Here is a 14,753-nt window from a genome sequence, read left to right on the forward strand (position 1 = left end):
ACAAGGGCGGTTCGGTGGGTTCGGTTTGATTCCGGTCGTTCTGAGTAAACGTCCACCTGCGTGTTCGCAGGTGAAACCGTCTACTGCCGCGCAACACCTCGGCCGAAACAGCACGGCACCTCCCAACGACCCGGTGACAACCCGCCCCCAACAGTGCATTCACCTGCGCTGGTCCGAGGCGTTCGAGGGCAACCGTCCGCCGAAGACCGTCGATGACCTGGGGCGGGTGCATGGGATGCAATGACAACGGGAACGGTTCACGACTGCCAATGGAGTGGGCCGACGCTGAGGACAACGGTGTCCATTCGTGTGAGGACGATGGGTGCGATGGCTGCGGCCCAGGGGTCAACTGCCGTCCCGTTACCCAACAGTGGTCACTTCCACCCCCGCATCCCCATGGTCAGTGTGCCGTTGTTGCAACGGGGTGAGGGCATAGTGCGGAGTGGCCCACTCCGTGGCGTTGCTCCACACCACGGCCATTCGGGCGGTCGACCGTGCGCCGACGGGTGGAAGTCGTGTCCCCTACTGCCTGCCGTGGAACGGCCCTACGGTCGGCGTGGGTTGAGTTTGTGCTCGATCAGGGCGAGCGCGTCATCCACGAGCTGGTCGAAGTACTCGTCACTGCTGATCGGGGGCAGTTCTGCTGCTGCCCGAGCGTTCGGTAGGTCCAGTTCGGGATGGGCGTCGAGCAGGGGCGCGGGTACCGGCTGCCGAATGAAGGAGCGTTCGGTCTCGTCACCGGGGTCGTAGCGATAGTCGACGAGGAGGACATGGCGAAGACGCCTAGGAGCAGGCGGGCGCGCACCCGGATCGCGTCCTCCAGGCTCAGCCCGATGACGCACAGGAACGCCAGCATCTCTTCCGGCTGTTCGAGCCGGGCGGGGTGGATCTCTCCCGGTGTGACGCGTTCGTTCGTCATGGGAGATGAGGGTGGCGCGTGGAGCCGAATCGGCGGGTTGTGGTCAGGTGTTCGCGGTGAGGCGGGCTTCGAAGCCGTCGAGGATGGATCGGAGGCCGAACTCAAAGGTGTGGTCGGGCGCTGCCGCGTACTGAGAGGCGGCGGTGGTGTCGAGGCGTTCGCGCAGCCGGGGGAATCGCCGGGCGATCTCGGTGGCGTGTGCCATGGCATCCGCCATCGATTGCTCGGCGTCGGCACCGTTCTTGCTCAGCCGGCGGTTCAACGAGACCTCGGCGGCAGGTCCGAGAGCACTGCCGAGTACGAAGAGGAGCACGGTGCCGGCGGCCCGGCTCGCGTCGGCGGCCCCGAAACCCGCCTTCTCATAGATGGCGAGGCTCAGGTCGTCGTGGCCTGCCTGACCGGGGCCGTACAGGAAGTGGCTGCCGAACGCCTGGCCGAGCCAGGGGTGCCGGGTGAGCATCCGGTGCATGTCGGTGGCTTGGGCGGTGGCGGCCGTGCGCCAGTCCATGCTGTCGAGGTCGGGCGGTTCGACCTCAAGCCAGACGGCATCGCTGGCGAGTCGAACCAACTCGTCCTTGGTCTTGATGTGCCAGTAGACGGCCGTGGCCGCCGAGCCGAGCCGCTTGGCCAGGCTGCGCATGTTGAGGCCGTCCAGTCCCTCCTCATCCAACAGTTCGATGGCTGCACGGACGATCCGGTCGGGGGTCAGTGTGTCTCGCGGCATGGCCCTCACTCTAGTTGAACTTAGTTCATGCCCGCGCTTGCACTTTGTTCAAGTGGCGGTCTACGCTGCTCTCGTACTTAGTTCAAGTTTCGGAGGGGGAGCAGATGTCGCAGAAGGAACTGTTGGATTTCACCCGGGCGCGGGCCGAGGAGTTCGGAGTGCCGGGCGTCGCCGTCGGAGTACTGTTGGACGGTCGTGAGACCTACGCCGCGCACGGAGTGACGAGCCTCGCCAACCCACAGCCGGTCGACGAGAGGACGCTGTTCCCGCTGGCGTCGGTGTCCAAGACCTTCACGGCGACCGCGCTGATGCGCCTGGTCGCGGAGGGGAAGGTGGATCTGGACGCTCCCGTACGGCGCTACGTCCCCGAGTTGCAACTCGCCGACGAACAGGCCACGGCCGAGATCACCGTGCTCAACCTGCTCAACCACACCGCCGGTCTGGACTGGAACCTGATCGACGACGGGCACGGCGACCGTTCCTTGGCCGGGCTCGTGGCCAAGCTGCCCGAACTGCCGCTGATCGCACCTCCCGGCGCTCGCGCCTCATACAGCCAGGCCGGATACAACCTGGCCGGACGGGTCGTCGAAAAGGTCACGGGCCTGCCCTTCGAACAGGCCATGTCCTCGCTCGTCCTGGGGCCCGTAGGACTCTCGGACACCGTGTACGGCCTCACCGAGGTGATGGTCCGCAAGTTCTCGGTGGGTCACAATCCGGACAGTGGCGATGCGTTGCGGGCGGCCCGGCCCTGGGGTGCGTTCAGGGAAGGCGCGCGCGGTGACAATCCCGGCGGCGGCCTCGCCTCGTCCGTGAGCGATCTGCTGCGTTGGGCCCGCTTCCAACTCGGCGACGGAGAAGGGGTGTTGCCCGCCGAAGCGCTCCACCTCATGCGGGAGCAGACGGTCGCACTGCGCGCCAGCACCCTCGGCGACGGTTTCGGCATCTGTTGGTTCCTGCACGACCTGGATGGTGTGCGGGGAATCGGACACGGCGGCTCGGGCAACGGCCAGTTCGCCGAACTGCTCATCGTGCCCGAGCGCGACTTCGCCGTGGTCTCCCTGGCCAATGCCGGCCCCGACGGATACCTCTTCAACCAGTCCATGGTGAAGTGGGCGCTCGAACACCACCTCGGCATCGTCGAGCGGACGGTGGAACCGGTCCCATACGACGAACGGCGGGCCCGTCAGGTCGTCGGCCGCTATGAGATCGACGCCATGAACGTCGACATCGCCACCGACGGCACCCGGCTCACCCTGGCCGTCGAGATCAAGCCGGAGATCCGCGAGGCGTCGGACGAGGAGATGCCCCCGGACTACGGTGCCGCGGCCATCGGGTTCCTCCCCGGTGATGGCGATGAGTACGTCGTCACCGAGGGCGGTCTTTCCGGGCAGCGCGGCTACTTCTCCCGCAATGGCAAGGGCGAGATCGTCGGTGTCGACCTTGCCGGCCGACTCTTCAACCGGACCACGCCAGTGTTGTGATCCGATGAGGACTCGCTCCCCGTCGCCCCGGTGACCCTTAGCTCAGCTTTTCGTGGAAGATGTCCCTGGGAATTCCGGGCGACACGGAGGAGAGTCATTCCGTGCCTCGCTCCGTACGGATCCGCCGGCTGAGTATGTGTGCGGATGTCGCCAAGTCCCTGTGGTGGAAGGGTGAAGAGCGCGGCGGGTGAACCCCGCCGCGGACAGTCCGAGTTCAATACGATGGAGGTAGGTCATGCGACAGTTAGGAACGGTTGCCGCGGCCATGGTGCTGGCGGGAGCCGCAGTGGTCGGATCGGCCGGGGCGGCGGGCGCCGCGACCGGCCAGGCGGGCAAGGCCCCCTCGGCGCCCGTGTGTTCCACCCCTTGGGGAAGCGGCACCGAAGCACTCACCGGTACGAGCTTCGAGACGCTGAAGAACATTCGCACGGGTCAACACGCGTGCTACGACCGTATGGTCTTCGACATAACCGGCGCCACCGGCAAGATCGGGTACCACGTCAGCTATGTCAACGCCTTCCACCAGGACGGCACCGGCACGCAGATCCCGGTCAAGGGCGGTGCCATCCTCCAGATCTTCGTGAACGCTCCCAGCTACGACCCGGAGACCGGCAGTGTCGTCTATCCCGGTCGGGGCGCACAGCCGCTGCCGGGGGTGAACATCACCGGATACCGGACCTTCAAGGACACCAAGTTCGGTGCGAGCTTCGAAGGACAGACGCAGGTGGGCCTCGGGGTGCGCGCCAAGCTTCCGTTCCGGGTCCTCCAGTCCGGCGACAAGCTGATCGTGGACGTCGCCCACACCTGGTAGACGTAGGAAACCGGGCTGCCCGGGCGCACTCTGGATGCCCGGGCGGCCTGGCTCCGAATCTCCTCTGCCTGGTGGGCGGCGTCCGTACCGGCCTGGTCCCGCCGTCCCTCGACGGGGCTACCGACCGGCGCGACCGTTCGGTGCGAAGAGCGTCAGGCGATCATCTGTCCGATGGCGGCCGCGGCGCGACGCAGGGTCTGGGCCAGCGGGGACACGGAGTCCATCTGGTCTCCGAGGTCGACCCCGGAGACGCTGATGGCCGCGACCGGTGCTTGGCGGCGGGAGAGGATCACTGCCGCGACCGCCTCCACGCCGGGCACCGCCTCGCCTCGGGACAGGCCAACACCACCCGCCGAACGAACGCTCGCGAAGGTGTCGGCCAACTCGGCCGCCCGTTGGGCGCCGACGGTGTCGACGAGCCGGTCCGGCTCGTAGTACGCCAGGATGCTGCGGCCGGTCGCCGTGCTGTCGATGGGGAAGGTGTCTCCCACGCTGAGTACGAGATCGAGGGGAGTGCTGGGCGTCCAGATCCGTTCGATCACCGCGGACACATCGCCGACCGCGACGGACAGGTTCGCCGTCCAGGGCTTGTCGGCGATGTCGTTCGCCTGGAGTTCGACCATGTACGGCAGCGCCAGTCTGCGCACCAGGAGGTCGTCGAGGTAGCGGTTTGCCAACAGGATGGACGCCGGGCCGACTCCGAAGAGGCCGCGCTCCTCGACCACCATGCCTTGGGGGAGCAGGGACCGCAGCAGCCGGTGGACCACCGTGCGGTCCAGACCGGCGCTGCGGGCGATTTCCTGTACGGACATCGGGGCCGTGCTGTCCCGGAGGAGGTTCAGCAGATCGAAGGCCCGCGTCACCGATTGGACCACTGACCGCCTGGCCGGCGCCTCGGCGGCTTCGGGGGCCTGGGTCTGTTTCGTTGTCACGGGGCCTCCACGGCGAGGTGATGTCCGGTCGGAAATGATCGTGCGGAATGCGTTGGCTCTGTGCGCAATACGTCAACACTTCGCGTATTGCGCTGTCAACTCTGTCATGTCAAGCCCGCTGGTTTCCAGCCGGTGGCCTTCAGGGCCTCTTCGGCGAACCTCATGTCGAGGACTTCGTCGTAGGCGAACGATGTGCCGTCCGTGTCGGCGACCAGCCGGTTGTCGAACCAGGCCGCCAGTGAGTCACGCGGGACGATCGGGGATCGCCAGGAGAGCTGGACGAGCTTCCACGCGTACTCCCAGATGGGTTGTTCCAACTGGCTGAAGCGGGTCCTGCGAAGCAGCTTCCCCGCTTCTTCGGGGTCGTCTATGAGGGCGCGCATGGCGCGGACGTCGGCGCGGACCAGGGCGCGGTACAGATCGGGGTTGGCCTCGACGTCCTCGGTGCGTGCCTGGAGCGTCATGCCTTGGACACGGTCGGCGCCTTCGATCTCACCGGTCTGGTTGACCAGCAGTTGCACGGCGCCGAATTCGAGTACTGCCTTCTCCGCGGCGGGCGGCACCCCGACGAAACCGTCGATCTGACCGTTGGCCAGCGCGGCAAGGGAGTTGGCGGCCGTCTGGAGGGGGACGATCTTGGCGTCCTTCGCCGGGTCGAGACCGGCCTGTCTCAGGGCGAGCCTGGTGAATCCGTCGGTGATGCTGCCGGGGGCGGTGATGCCGAACCGCCCGTTGCGGACCTTGCCGATGGCTGCCCGGCGCTCGGCGAGCGGACTGTCCGCGGTGACGCCGACGCGCTCGGCGAACTTCTTGCTGAGCACGAAGATCGACGGCATGGAGTTCGTGTGGGCGAGGAGGACCTTGAGCCGCCTTCCCTTGGCGACCGCGGACAGGAGTTCACCCGGTGCCGAGAGGTTGGCGTGGCCCTCGCCGGAGAGCAGCCCCGTCATCGCGGCGGGGCCGCCGCCGAGGGGCACCCGCTTCACGGTGAGCCCCTCCTTCTTGTAGTAGCCGTCGTCCTCGGCGAGGTAGCTCACCGACCACAACAACAGCGAGTCCTTGGCGGCGTGCACGAGTTCCACGGTGCCGGAGCCCGACCCGGCGGGGGCGGGCCGCTTGGCGCAAGCGGCGAGGAGCGGCACGGTGGCCGCGCCCGCGGCCCAGCCGAGGACGGTACGGCGGGAGGGGACGGGGAGGGAAGGGGGTGCGCTGGGGCGTCTGGGCAGCATGAGATGACCTTTCGTGCTTGCGTGGGTGCGGTGGGGCGGGCCGTACGCCGGTGGGGGTGCCGGCGGTCCGGGGCGGTCAGGCGGTGGCGGGGCGCCAGCGCAGGGTGCGGCGCTCCAGCAGGCTCACCGCTCCGGTGAGGGCGAGGCCGAGGACCGTGGTGACCAGCAGGGCGGCGAACGATCCGGCGGTGTCGTACTGGTTGGCGGTGACCGAGATGAGGTAGCCGAGCCCCTCGTTGGAGGTGAACATCTCGGCGACCACGGCACCGATGAGGGCGAACGGCACCGACATCCGCAGTCCCGCGAAGACCCAGACGAGGGCCGAGGGGATGAGGACCTGTCGTACCGCGTCGAACCGGGAGGCGCCCATCACCCGGATGACGTCGATCAGATCGCGGTCCACGTCCCGCGCCCCGGCGAAGGTGTTCATGAAGACCGGGAAGAACACCAGGGTGGCGGCGAAGAGCACCTTGGTCTCCAAGCCGATGCCGAACCACAGGATGAACAGCGGGATCAGCGCGACTCGTGGGATGGAGTTGAAGGCCACGAGGAAGGGATCGAGGGTCCTCGCCACCAGCGAGCTGACGCCGAAGAGCAGTCCGACGGCGATCCCGGCGGCGGCTCCGGCGGCGAAGCCGAGAGCCGTCTCCACCAGCGTGGCCCATACGGCGGGCAGGAGTTGTCCCTCCCCCGCGAAGTCGACCAGGGCCGACCAGACGGCGCCCGGACTGCTGATCCAGAACTCCGACACCAGCCGACCCGACGCCAACTCCCAGGAGCCGAGGGCCACCAGGGTGAGCGCCACGCGGGCGACGGTGACGATGAGGGTGCGCCGGCGGCGCTCGCGGATGCTGGGGTCGACGAGGAAGACCTCGTCGACGGGGTCCGCAGTGTCGATGCGCTTGCCGCCGGTGGCGTTGAGGGTCGTTTCGGTCATGGGACTAGGCCTCGCTTCCCTGATGGATGTCCTCGCGGAGCGCTGACCACAGACGGTCGAAGTACTCTCCGAAGCCGGGTTCGAATCGAATGCTGAAGGGGTCGCGCGGTCGCGGCAGGTCGATGCGTTCGACGGCTTTGATCCGGCCGGGCCTGGCGGACATCACGATCACCCGGTCGGCGAGGGATATGGCCTCGGTGAGGTCGTGCGTGACGAAGACGAGCGTCTTGCCGGTGCCCTCCCACGTGCGTAGCAGCTCCGCCTGGAGCACCAGCTTGAGCTGGGCGTCGAGTGCTCCGAAGGGTTCGTCCATGAGGAGCACATCGGGCTCGTAGACCAGGGAGCGGGCGAGCTGGGCCCGCTTGCGCATCCCGCCGGAGAGTTCGCTCGGGTAGTGCTTCTCGAAACCGGCGAGTCCCACCAGCTCGATCTGTCGTGCGATCCGTTCGTGCCGTTCCTGCTTGCTGAGGCGGGCCCGACCGCCCAGGTTGAGAGGGAGGCCGATGTTGTCCTCGACCGTGCGCCAGGGCAGCAGATTGTCCTTCTGGGTGATGTAGGCGACCTCGGTGTTGACTCCGGTGAGGGGCCTGCCCCGGTACAGCAGCCGTCCGGTGCCGGGCTTCATCAGCCCTGCGGCGAGGTTCAGGAGGGTGGATTTGCCGCAGCCGCTGGGGCCGACGATGGCGAGCAGCTCACCGTCTCCGACTTCGGCGGTGACCTGCGACAGCGCATGGATCTGCTGGCTGCCCTTGAAGAAGACCTTGGATACGTCGTGGAATTCCAGGATCGGGTTCATATGCACCGTCCGCGTTGGTTCGTGAGGTGGTTCAGGGTGGAATCAATAACTCCTTGAGCGCATTGCGCATACCACGTGCGTAAAAGTGCCTCAGTATCAGTACTAACGCAGGGGGTGTCAACGCTTCCCCACAGCTGCCTGTTCGATCTCATCGAGCAGGTCATGCAGGTCGACGGCGGCCCGGAAGTCAGGCAGCAGCGGGTCGCGGTGTCCGTCGCGCACTGCGGCGGCCAGTGCGGCGTACGCGGAGGCCACGTTGTGACCGGCGTGGGAGGCGGGGAGCGGCGACGGATGCGCCAGATCGACGTCCGGCGCGATCTCCTCGCTCGGAGCCCCGCCGAGCGGGGTGACGGTGAGGGTCAACCCGCCGAACTGCGGCTGACTCGTTCCCGTGAGGGTCAGGGACCCCTCCGTACCGAGGACCTCCAGTGCGAAGGTCTCGCGCGGGCCGGTCTGGGAGACATGGGCGACGGTGATGACGCCCGCGTGGTCGAGCACCGTGACGAGGGTGTCCGGCGCGTCCCGGGGCAGTCGTTCCCCCGTGTCCACGAGGAACTCGGGCACCGCCGACCACAAGCGCGCACTGTCCACCTGCGGTCGGCCCAGGACGACCCCCAGCATGTCGAGCGCGTGCCCGGCCTGGATGGTCAGCACATTGGCGCCGACCGAGCGGTGACGCAGATGCGCCCGGTGCGCGGGCCGCGGCAGCAGACCGTGCGGCAGGTGCAGACGCAGATTCGCCGACAGCGGCCTGCCGATCCGCCCCGAGGTCAGCAGCGCGGCTGCCGTCCGCAGATGCGGCGAGTAGCGCCCCTGGAGACCGGTGACGTGGACCTTGTCGGGGTGGGCGGCCGAGAGCTCCGCCAGGTCGCGGGCCTGCTTCGAACCGGTGGCGAGCGGCCATTCGCAGTAGACGTGCTTGCCCGCCGCGATCGCCGCCTTGACGATCTCCGCATGACGCGGCACGCGGACGGTGACCGCCACGATGTCCACCGTCTCGTCGGCGAGGACCCGATCGAGCTCGTGCGTGGCGACCGTGCCCCACCGCTCGGCCGCGGCAACAGCGGACTCCGGCGAGGACGTCACCAGGCCGTTCAGGCGCAGTTCGTCCAGTGCGGCGATCGCAGGCAGATGAGCGGCGCTGCTCCAGTGGTCGGCGCCGGCGCCGACCACGGCGACGCCCAGGGTGTTCGTCTTCATGAGGATCTCCGGTTCAGGTGTAGTGGTGTGGAAGGCGGCGCAGGGCCGACTGCTGTGCGTGGTCGTGCTGCACCCAGAGAACGGCGCCCTCCTCCGCGAGCACGTCCGCCGCGCGGTCCATGCTGCGGAGGGACTCGTCGGCATCCGCGTTGAGTGCGGGGACCACCCGCCGCGCCCAGTTCTCCAGGCTGTGGACGAGGTCGCCCGAGATGAGCACGGGCCCGGTGTCCGGTAGCCGTACCAGCAATGACTGGCTGCCGGGAGTGTGTCCGGGCAGACGCAGGATCACGACCGATCCGTCGCCGAACACATCGTGGTCGCCGTCCAGTGTGTGCACCGGCTGTTCGCGCAGGTGGGCGTAGTTTCCCGGATCGAATCCATGGTCGCCGGGCGAGGTTCCGAAAGCGGCTGCGTACTCGTCCCGTTGGACGAACAAGGTGGCCCCGGGGAACAGCGCCGTGTTGCCGACGTGGTCCGGGTGGAAGTGTGACAGGGCGAGGAAGTCGACGGTGTCGGCAGGGCACCCCGCCCGGCTGAGTTGGCGCTCCAACGAATCGTCCACCCGGAACACCGCGATGTCCCCGACCCGATGGCCGTCGGGTTCCTCGGCCAGGGCATCGGACAGTCCGGTGTCCCACACCAACGTGCCGCGCGGGTGGACGACGAGATAGCAGGAGTCGGCGAGGGTGCGCCGAACGCCCTTGCCCGCATCCGGTTGGAACAGCGACCAGTCCAGGATCTCGATGGTCCCTCCGTCGAGGACGTACAGCTTCATCTCTCCCTCATCCCTTCCTCATCCCTTCCTCAGCCCGGCGACCTGGTCGTGCGCCTGCCGTTGCAGTGCCTCGCGATCGTCGGGGTGGGCGATCTGGATCATGCGCCGAACCCGTTCGCTGATGGGGATGCCACGGAGTTCCGCGACGCCGTACTCGGTGACGACCGCGTCCGCGTCCGCCCGCCCGGTCGTCACGATCCCGGCGGAGAGCCGCGGAACGACCCTGGTCCTCGCCGACGTGGTGCGCGAGGGGAGGGCGATGATCGAGCGACCGCCCGGGGAAGCGAGGGCGCCCCGTACGAAGTCCACCTGACCGCCGATCGTGCCCACGTAGGCCGATCCGGCGACCTCGGCGGAGACCTGGCCGGTGAGATCCACCTCCAACGCCGAGTTCACTGCGGTCAAGCGGGGCAAGCGGCGCAGGACGTCCGGCGCATGGGTGTGACCGACCGGCTCCACCCGCACCCCCTCATTGCGGTGTGCGAAGTCGAAGAGCCGTCTGGTGCCGAGCAGACCCCCGGTCACACTCACCCCGCGGTCCACCGTCTTGGCCGCGTTGGTGACCGCCCCTGACTCGATGAGATCGACCAGCGCATCGCCGATCACCCCGCTGTGCAGGCCCAGGTCCCGATGCCCGGTGAGCAGCCCGGCAACGGCCCCCGGCACCGCGCCGATCCCGAGTTGGAGCGTGGCGCCGTCCCGGACCAGCCCCGCCACATGAGCCGCGATCGCCGCATCCACCGCGGACGGGGGACGACCGGGCACCTCCACCAGCGGCCGGGAGGTACGGACCGCGAGGTCGATGCATCCCGTGTCGAAGGGGTACCGGGAGAAGGTCCACGGCGCCTGCTCATTGACCTCGGCGATCACCGTACGTGCCACGGAGAGGGCCGCAGCCGCGCAGCCCCCGGCCGTCGAGAGGCTCAGCTGACCCTGCGGACCTTCGCTGACCTGGGCGAGTACAACATCGATCCGTAGCGCACGCGAGCTGATGAGCCGGGACAGTTCGGAGAGATGGACGGGAAGGATGTCCAGGGCCCCGGCCCGACACAGCGCCCGTTGACAACCGACCGCGCCCAGTCCGCTGAACGAGATCACATCAGCGTGTTCGGGTCGCACCACGTCGGTGAATCCGGCACCGCCGAAGACGACGTTGAATCCACCGATGGCATGGCGCTGTGCCAGCAGCCGCTCGATCAGCGGCAGCGGCTCGCCGGCCCCCTGCGTCCAGAGCACGGTGTCACCGGGGCTGATGATCGTGGTGAAGTCGATGTCGTCGAGTGCCGTGATACGGGCGGGGTCCACCCGCACCGCGCCAGGGGTACGGTCCACCGACGTCATGGCGTGTCCACCACCCGACCGTGCACGGGCACACCACCGGCGAGTACGGCACGCACGTTCTCGAAGATCTGCACCACCTCGTCCAACACTCCGACCCGTGATCCACCCGCGATGTGCGGGGTGAGCACCACACTGTCGAGCGCGCACAGCGGATCCGTGCGTGGGCGCGGCTCCACTCCGTGGACGTCCAGGCCCGCCCCGCCGAGCCGCCCCTCCACCAACGCCTCGTACAGGGCGCGTTCGTCGACGAGCCGGCCACGACCGGTGTTGACGAGCAGCGCGCCCGGACGCATGGCGGCGATCTCGGCCGGCCCCAGCACCGGTGCGCCGCCACCGGGCCCGGGCACGTGCAGGGAGACGACATCGGCTGCGGCGAGGAGTTCGGGCAACGGACGGTAGCTGACACCGAGCTCCTGCTCACGGGCCCGGGACTGCCGGGTGCGCCCCGTGTAGAGCAGGTGCATCCCGAAGGCGCGGGCCCGTTCGGCGACCAGCGAGCCGACCTCGCCGAGGCCGACGATGCCGAGGGTGCGCCCCGCCAAGCCCCCGAGCCCGGTCAGTCCGGCCCAGTTGTAGGTGACCTCCTGTCCCGGCCGATCACTACCCGCCCGTACGGCGCGGTCTGCGGCGGGGAGCCGTTTGACCAGGGCGAGCATGAGCAGCAGGGCGTGCTCGGCCGTGCGCACCAGGCTCGGCCTGGGCAGACAGGACACCTCGATCCCGAGTGCGCGGGCGGCTTCGAGGTCGATCGCGGTGGAGCGTGCGCCCAGCCGCTGCACCAGCCGCAGCGAAGGAGCGGCTTCGAGGAGTGCGCGGTCCGCAGTCCCCCTGCGCAGCACGAGAACGGTGGCGTCCTCGGGGCGCACGGTGACCGACGCGCCGCCGTGCGCGCCGAGCTCGGCACGCAACGCCCGTACGGTGGCGAGGTCGGGCAGGTCCGGTGTGAAGAAGTCGGCCACGGCCTGCCATTCGGATGTGGTCCGGGCGGTGAGCAGTCCCCGTACGAGGGTCAGGACGTGGTCGTCGTCCAGGAAGGCGATGCGCAGGGGGTCCACGGTGGGGTGTTCGGTGCGCCGCGGGTTCCCGGGACGGGGCGGGGCTTCGGTGGGGTCTCCCCTGCGGGGCGGTGTCGGGCCGCTCATCCCATCGCCCCGCGGAAGTCGGGAGTGCGCTTGGCGCGCAGTGCCTCGCCGCCCTCCTTGGACTCGTCCGTACCGAAGTACAGGGCGAGTGCCTGGAATCCGAGGTGACCGATGCCCCTGATGTTCTCGCTGTCGGCGTTGAAGGAGCGTTTGGCGATGGCGAGGGCCGTGGGGCTGAGCGCATTGATCTCGCGGCACCAACGGTCGACCTCGTCGTCGAGTTCGTCATCGGGGACGACCTGGTTGACCAGCCCCATCCGCAACGCCTCCGCGGCCGGGTACTTGCGGCACGTGAACCACATCTCGCGGGCCTTCTTCTCCCCGATGGTCCTGGCCAGCAGCGCGGTGCCGAAGCCCGGGTCGACCGAGCCCATCTTCGGGCCGGCCTGTCCGAACACGGCGTTCTCGGCGGCGATGGCGAGGTCGCACAGGGTGACGAGCACATTGCCGCTGCCGATTGCATAGCCGCGCACCTTGGCGATGACCGGTTTGGGCACGTCCCTGATGGCGCTCTGCACCTCTTCCACCGGGATGCCGAGGACGCCCCGACCCCGGCTGACCCTGTCGGCCTTCTTCTCAGAGGAGTCGCCGCCGACGGCGAAGGCGCGGTCCCCGGCGCCGGTGAGCACGATGACGCCGATGTCGCGGTTCCAGCCGGCACGTTGGAGGGCGTCCGCCACTTCGGCGTAGGTGTGACCGCGGAAGGCGTTCAGCTTCGCCGGGCGGTTGAAGGTGATCGTCGCGACATGGTCCTTCTCCTCGTAGGTGATGTCCTCGTAGACGACTTCGAGCTGGTCGTCGTGCGGCTCCTGGGGCATGGCCTCTCCCGGCTGTCGGTGTGGGTGTCGGTGGGTGTCACGGGGCGACGGGGGTCGTGTCCAGTGCGTTCTTGTCGACCTTGCCGTAGGCGTTCTTGGGCAGTTCGGAGACGAAGTGGTAGCGCCGGGGCCGCTTGAACCGGGCAATGAGACCGCGGCAGTGTGCGTCCAGGGCCGCGGCGTCGGCGCCGTTCGGATCGGTACTGTTCGGGCCGGAAGTGTTGGGGTCGGCAGCGTTCGGGTTGGTGCTGTTCGGGATGCCACCGCGAGCATCGGCACTGCGCGCGTCGGCCGGTACGACGAAGGCGACGACGAGTTCGCCCCACTCGGCATCGGGGACCCCGACCACGGCGACCTCGGCGACGCCGGGATGCGTGACCAGCGCTTCCTCGACCTCACGGGGATGGATGTTGGTGCCACCGGAGACGATGAGCTCCTTGGAGCGGCCGGCCAGGGTGAGGAAGCCGTCCTCGTCGAACACCCCGAGGTCACCGGTACGGAGCCAGCCGTTGTGCAGCGCCGCCGCAGTCGCCTCGGGATCGCGCCAGTAACCAGCCATCACCGTTGCGCCCATGACCTCGATCTCACCGGTGCGGCCTGCCGGCAGCGGCCTGCCCTCGCGGTCGCAGACCCGTACGCGGACGGCGCTGTGCGCGGTTCCCACCCCGGCCAGGCGCTGTGCGTGCCGGGGGTGTTCGGTGTTCCGATGGTCCGCCCTGGACAGGGTCGTAATCGTCATGGGTGATTCGCCCTGGCCGTAGATCTGGACGAAGCGCTGCCCGAGGACCGCGATCGCCTCCTCGATGTCGGCCCGGTACATGGGCCCCCCGCCGTAGATCACGGTCTTGATCCCCTTGCCGTCCGAGCCCCGTCGACGGGCGGCCGTGACCAACCGCCGGACCATGGTGGGCGCGGCGAACAGGGACATCTGCCCCACGCTCTCGGCCAGGGTCAGTACCTCGTCCGCGTCGAACCGTCCGCTGGTCGGGAAGACATGCCGGGAGCCCGCGCGAACGTGGACCAGTCCGGACAGGCCGGCGCCGTGGGACAGCGGTGCCGCGTAGAGCACCGACTCGCCCGGTCCGACCGGATCGACGTCGGTGAGCTGGCACAGGGCCATCACGACCAGGTTGCCGTGCGTGAGCATGACGCCCTTGGGGCGGCCGGTGGTGCCCGAGGTGTAGAACAGCCAGGCGAGGTCGTCCGGACCGCGCTCCGCAGGCTCGCGGGGTCCCCGTACACCGCGCCAAGGGGCGTCGGCCACCGGTACGAAGGTGGCGCGGCCCGCGGCGGTATCCGTCCCCGGTGCTGCGCCCGCGGTTCGGGCGTCGGTGAAGACGACCATGGCGCCGGCGTCCTCGACGACGGCCGCGGTCTCCTGCGTGGTGAGCTTGCAGTTCACCGGCACGGCCACCCCTCCGCACCACCAGATGCCGTACAGACACTCCAGATAGCGGGCCGAGTTGGTGAGGTGGAGCGCCACCCGGTCCCCGGGGGCCACACCGTGCTCGGAGGCGAGCCAGGCGCCCACGGACGCGGCGGATTCGGCGAAGGCCGCGTAGTCGGAATCCACCCGGTCGCCGATGAGCAGGGCCGGGGATCCGGGGGTGCGTCGGGCCGTGGCGGCGAGCCAGTGTGCGATGTTCAT

Annotated in this window: 14 protein-coding genes; 2 read left to right on the forward strand and 12 right to left on the reverse strand. The window is 68.8% G+C overall.

The window, feature by feature from the left end:
• Window positions 1–545: 545 nt before the first annotated feature.
• A complete protein-coding gene (locus tag ABZ348_RS19335; protein ID WP_358934551.1) occupies window positions 546–842 on the reverse strand; it encodes a hypothetical protein in 297 nt (98 codons plus the stop codon).
• 120 nt (window positions 843–962) lie between these two features.
• Complete coding sequence (locus ABZ348_RS19340; RefSeq protein ID WP_358934553.1) at window positions 963–1,643, reverse strand: TetR/AcrR family transcriptional regulator; 681 nt, start codon at window positions 1,641–1,643, stop codon at window positions 963–965.
• A 104-nt stretch (window positions 1,644–1,747) separates the two neighbouring features.
• Between ABZ348_RS19340 and ABZ348_RS19345 the strand changes: the two genes are divergently transcribed.
• Together ABZ348_RS19345 and ABZ348_RS19350 are read left to right on the forward strand one after the other, a co-directional pair.
• A complete protein-coding gene (locus tag ABZ348_RS19345; protein WP_358934555.1) occupies window positions 1,748–3,124 on the forward strand; it encodes a serine hydrolase domain-containing protein in 1,377 nt (458 codons plus the stop codon).
• Window positions 3,125–3,359: 235 nt separating this feature from the next.
• The gene (locus ABZ348_RS19350; protein ID WP_358934557.1) at window positions 3,360–3,935 is read left to right on the forward strand and encodes a hypothetical protein; all 576 of its coding nucleotides are present in this window, start codon (window positions 3,360–3,362) and stop codon (window positions 3,933–3,935) included.
• A gap of 152 nt (window positions 3,936–4,087) precedes the next feature.
• Here ABZ348_RS19350 and ABZ348_RS19355 read toward each other — a convergent pair whose 3' ends face one another.
• The 10 genes from ABZ348_RS19355 to ABZ348_RS19400 form a co-directional block, all read right to left on the reverse strand.
• Window positions 4,088–4,867, reverse strand: a complete 780-nt coding sequence (locus ABZ348_RS19355; protein ID WP_358934559.1) for an IclR family transcriptional regulator — start codon at window positions 4,865–4,867, stop codon at window positions 4,088–4,090.
• A gap of 104 nt (window positions 4,868–4,971) precedes the next feature.
• Window positions 4,972–6,096 (reverse strand): ABC transporter substrate-binding protein, encoded by a 1,125-nt coding sequence (locus ABZ348_RS19360; protein ID WP_358934561.1) that lies wholly within the window; start codon window positions 6,094–6,096, stop codon window positions 4,972–4,974.
• A 76-nt stretch (window positions 6,097–6,172) separates the two neighbouring features.
• Window positions 6,173–7,033 (reverse strand): ABC transporter permease, encoded by an 861-nt coding sequence (locus ABZ348_RS19365; RefSeq protein ID WP_358934563.1) that lies wholly within the window; start codon window positions 7,031–7,033, stop codon window positions 6,173–6,175.
• 4 nt (window positions 7,034–7,037) lie between these two features.
• Window positions 7,038–7,829 carry an ABC transporter ATP-binding protein gene (locus ABZ348_RS19370; protein ID WP_358934565.1) on the reverse strand — a complete coding sequence of 264 codons (792 nt, stop codon included), beginning with the start codon at window positions 7,827–7,829 and terminating at the stop codon, window positions 7,038–7,040.
• A 117-nt stretch (window positions 7,830–7,946) separates the two neighbouring features.
• The gene (locus ABZ348_RS19375; protein WP_358934567.1) at window positions 7,947–9,029 is read right to left on the reverse strand and encodes a Gfo/Idh/MocA family oxidoreductase; all 1,083 of its coding nucleotides are present in this window, start codon (window positions 9,027–9,029) and stop codon (window positions 7,947–7,949) included.
• 13 nt (window positions 9,030–9,042) lie between these two features.
• On the reverse strand, window positions 9,043–9,804 hold the full coding sequence (locus ABZ348_RS19380; RefSeq protein ID WP_358934569.1) for an N-acyl homoserine lactonase family protein: 762 nt from the start codon (window positions 9,802–9,804) through the stop codon (window positions 9,043–9,045).
• An 18-nt stretch (window positions 9,805–9,822) separates the two neighbouring features.
• On the reverse strand, window positions 9,823–11,145 hold the full coding sequence (locus tag ABZ348_RS19385; RefSeq protein ID WP_358934570.1) for an acetyl-CoA hydrolase/transferase C-terminal domain-containing protein: 1,323 nt from the start codon (window positions 11,143–11,145) through the stop codon (window positions 9,823–9,825).
• Window positions 11,142–12,287: an NAD(P)-dependent oxidoreductase gene (locus tag ABZ348_RS19390; RefSeq protein ID WP_358934572.1), complete on the reverse strand. Its 1,146-nt coding sequence runs from the start codon at window positions 12,285–12,287 to the stop codon at window positions 11,142–11,144. The genes ABZ348_RS19385 and ABZ348_RS19390 overlap by 4 nt, the downstream gene beginning before the upstream one ends.
• Window positions 12,284–13,105: an enoyl-CoA hydratase-related protein gene (locus tag ABZ348_RS19395; RefSeq protein ID WP_358934574.1), complete on the reverse strand. Its 822-nt coding sequence runs from the start codon at window positions 13,103–13,105 to the stop codon at window positions 12,284–12,286. The genes ABZ348_RS19390 and ABZ348_RS19395 overlap by 4 nt, the downstream gene beginning before the upstream one ends.
• Window positions 13,106–13,142: 37 nt before the next feature.
• On the reverse strand, window positions 13,143–14,753 hold the full coding sequence (locus tag ABZ348_RS19400) for an AMP-binding protein (protein WP_358934576.1): 1,611 nt from the start codon (window positions 14,751–14,753) through the stop codon (window positions 13,143–13,145).

It is taken from the genome of Streptomyces sp. NPDC005963 (assembly GCF_040638655.1).
In the GTDB taxonomy this organism is placed as follows: Bacteria; Actinomycetota; Actinomycetes; order Streptomycetales; family Streptomycetaceae; genus Streptomyces.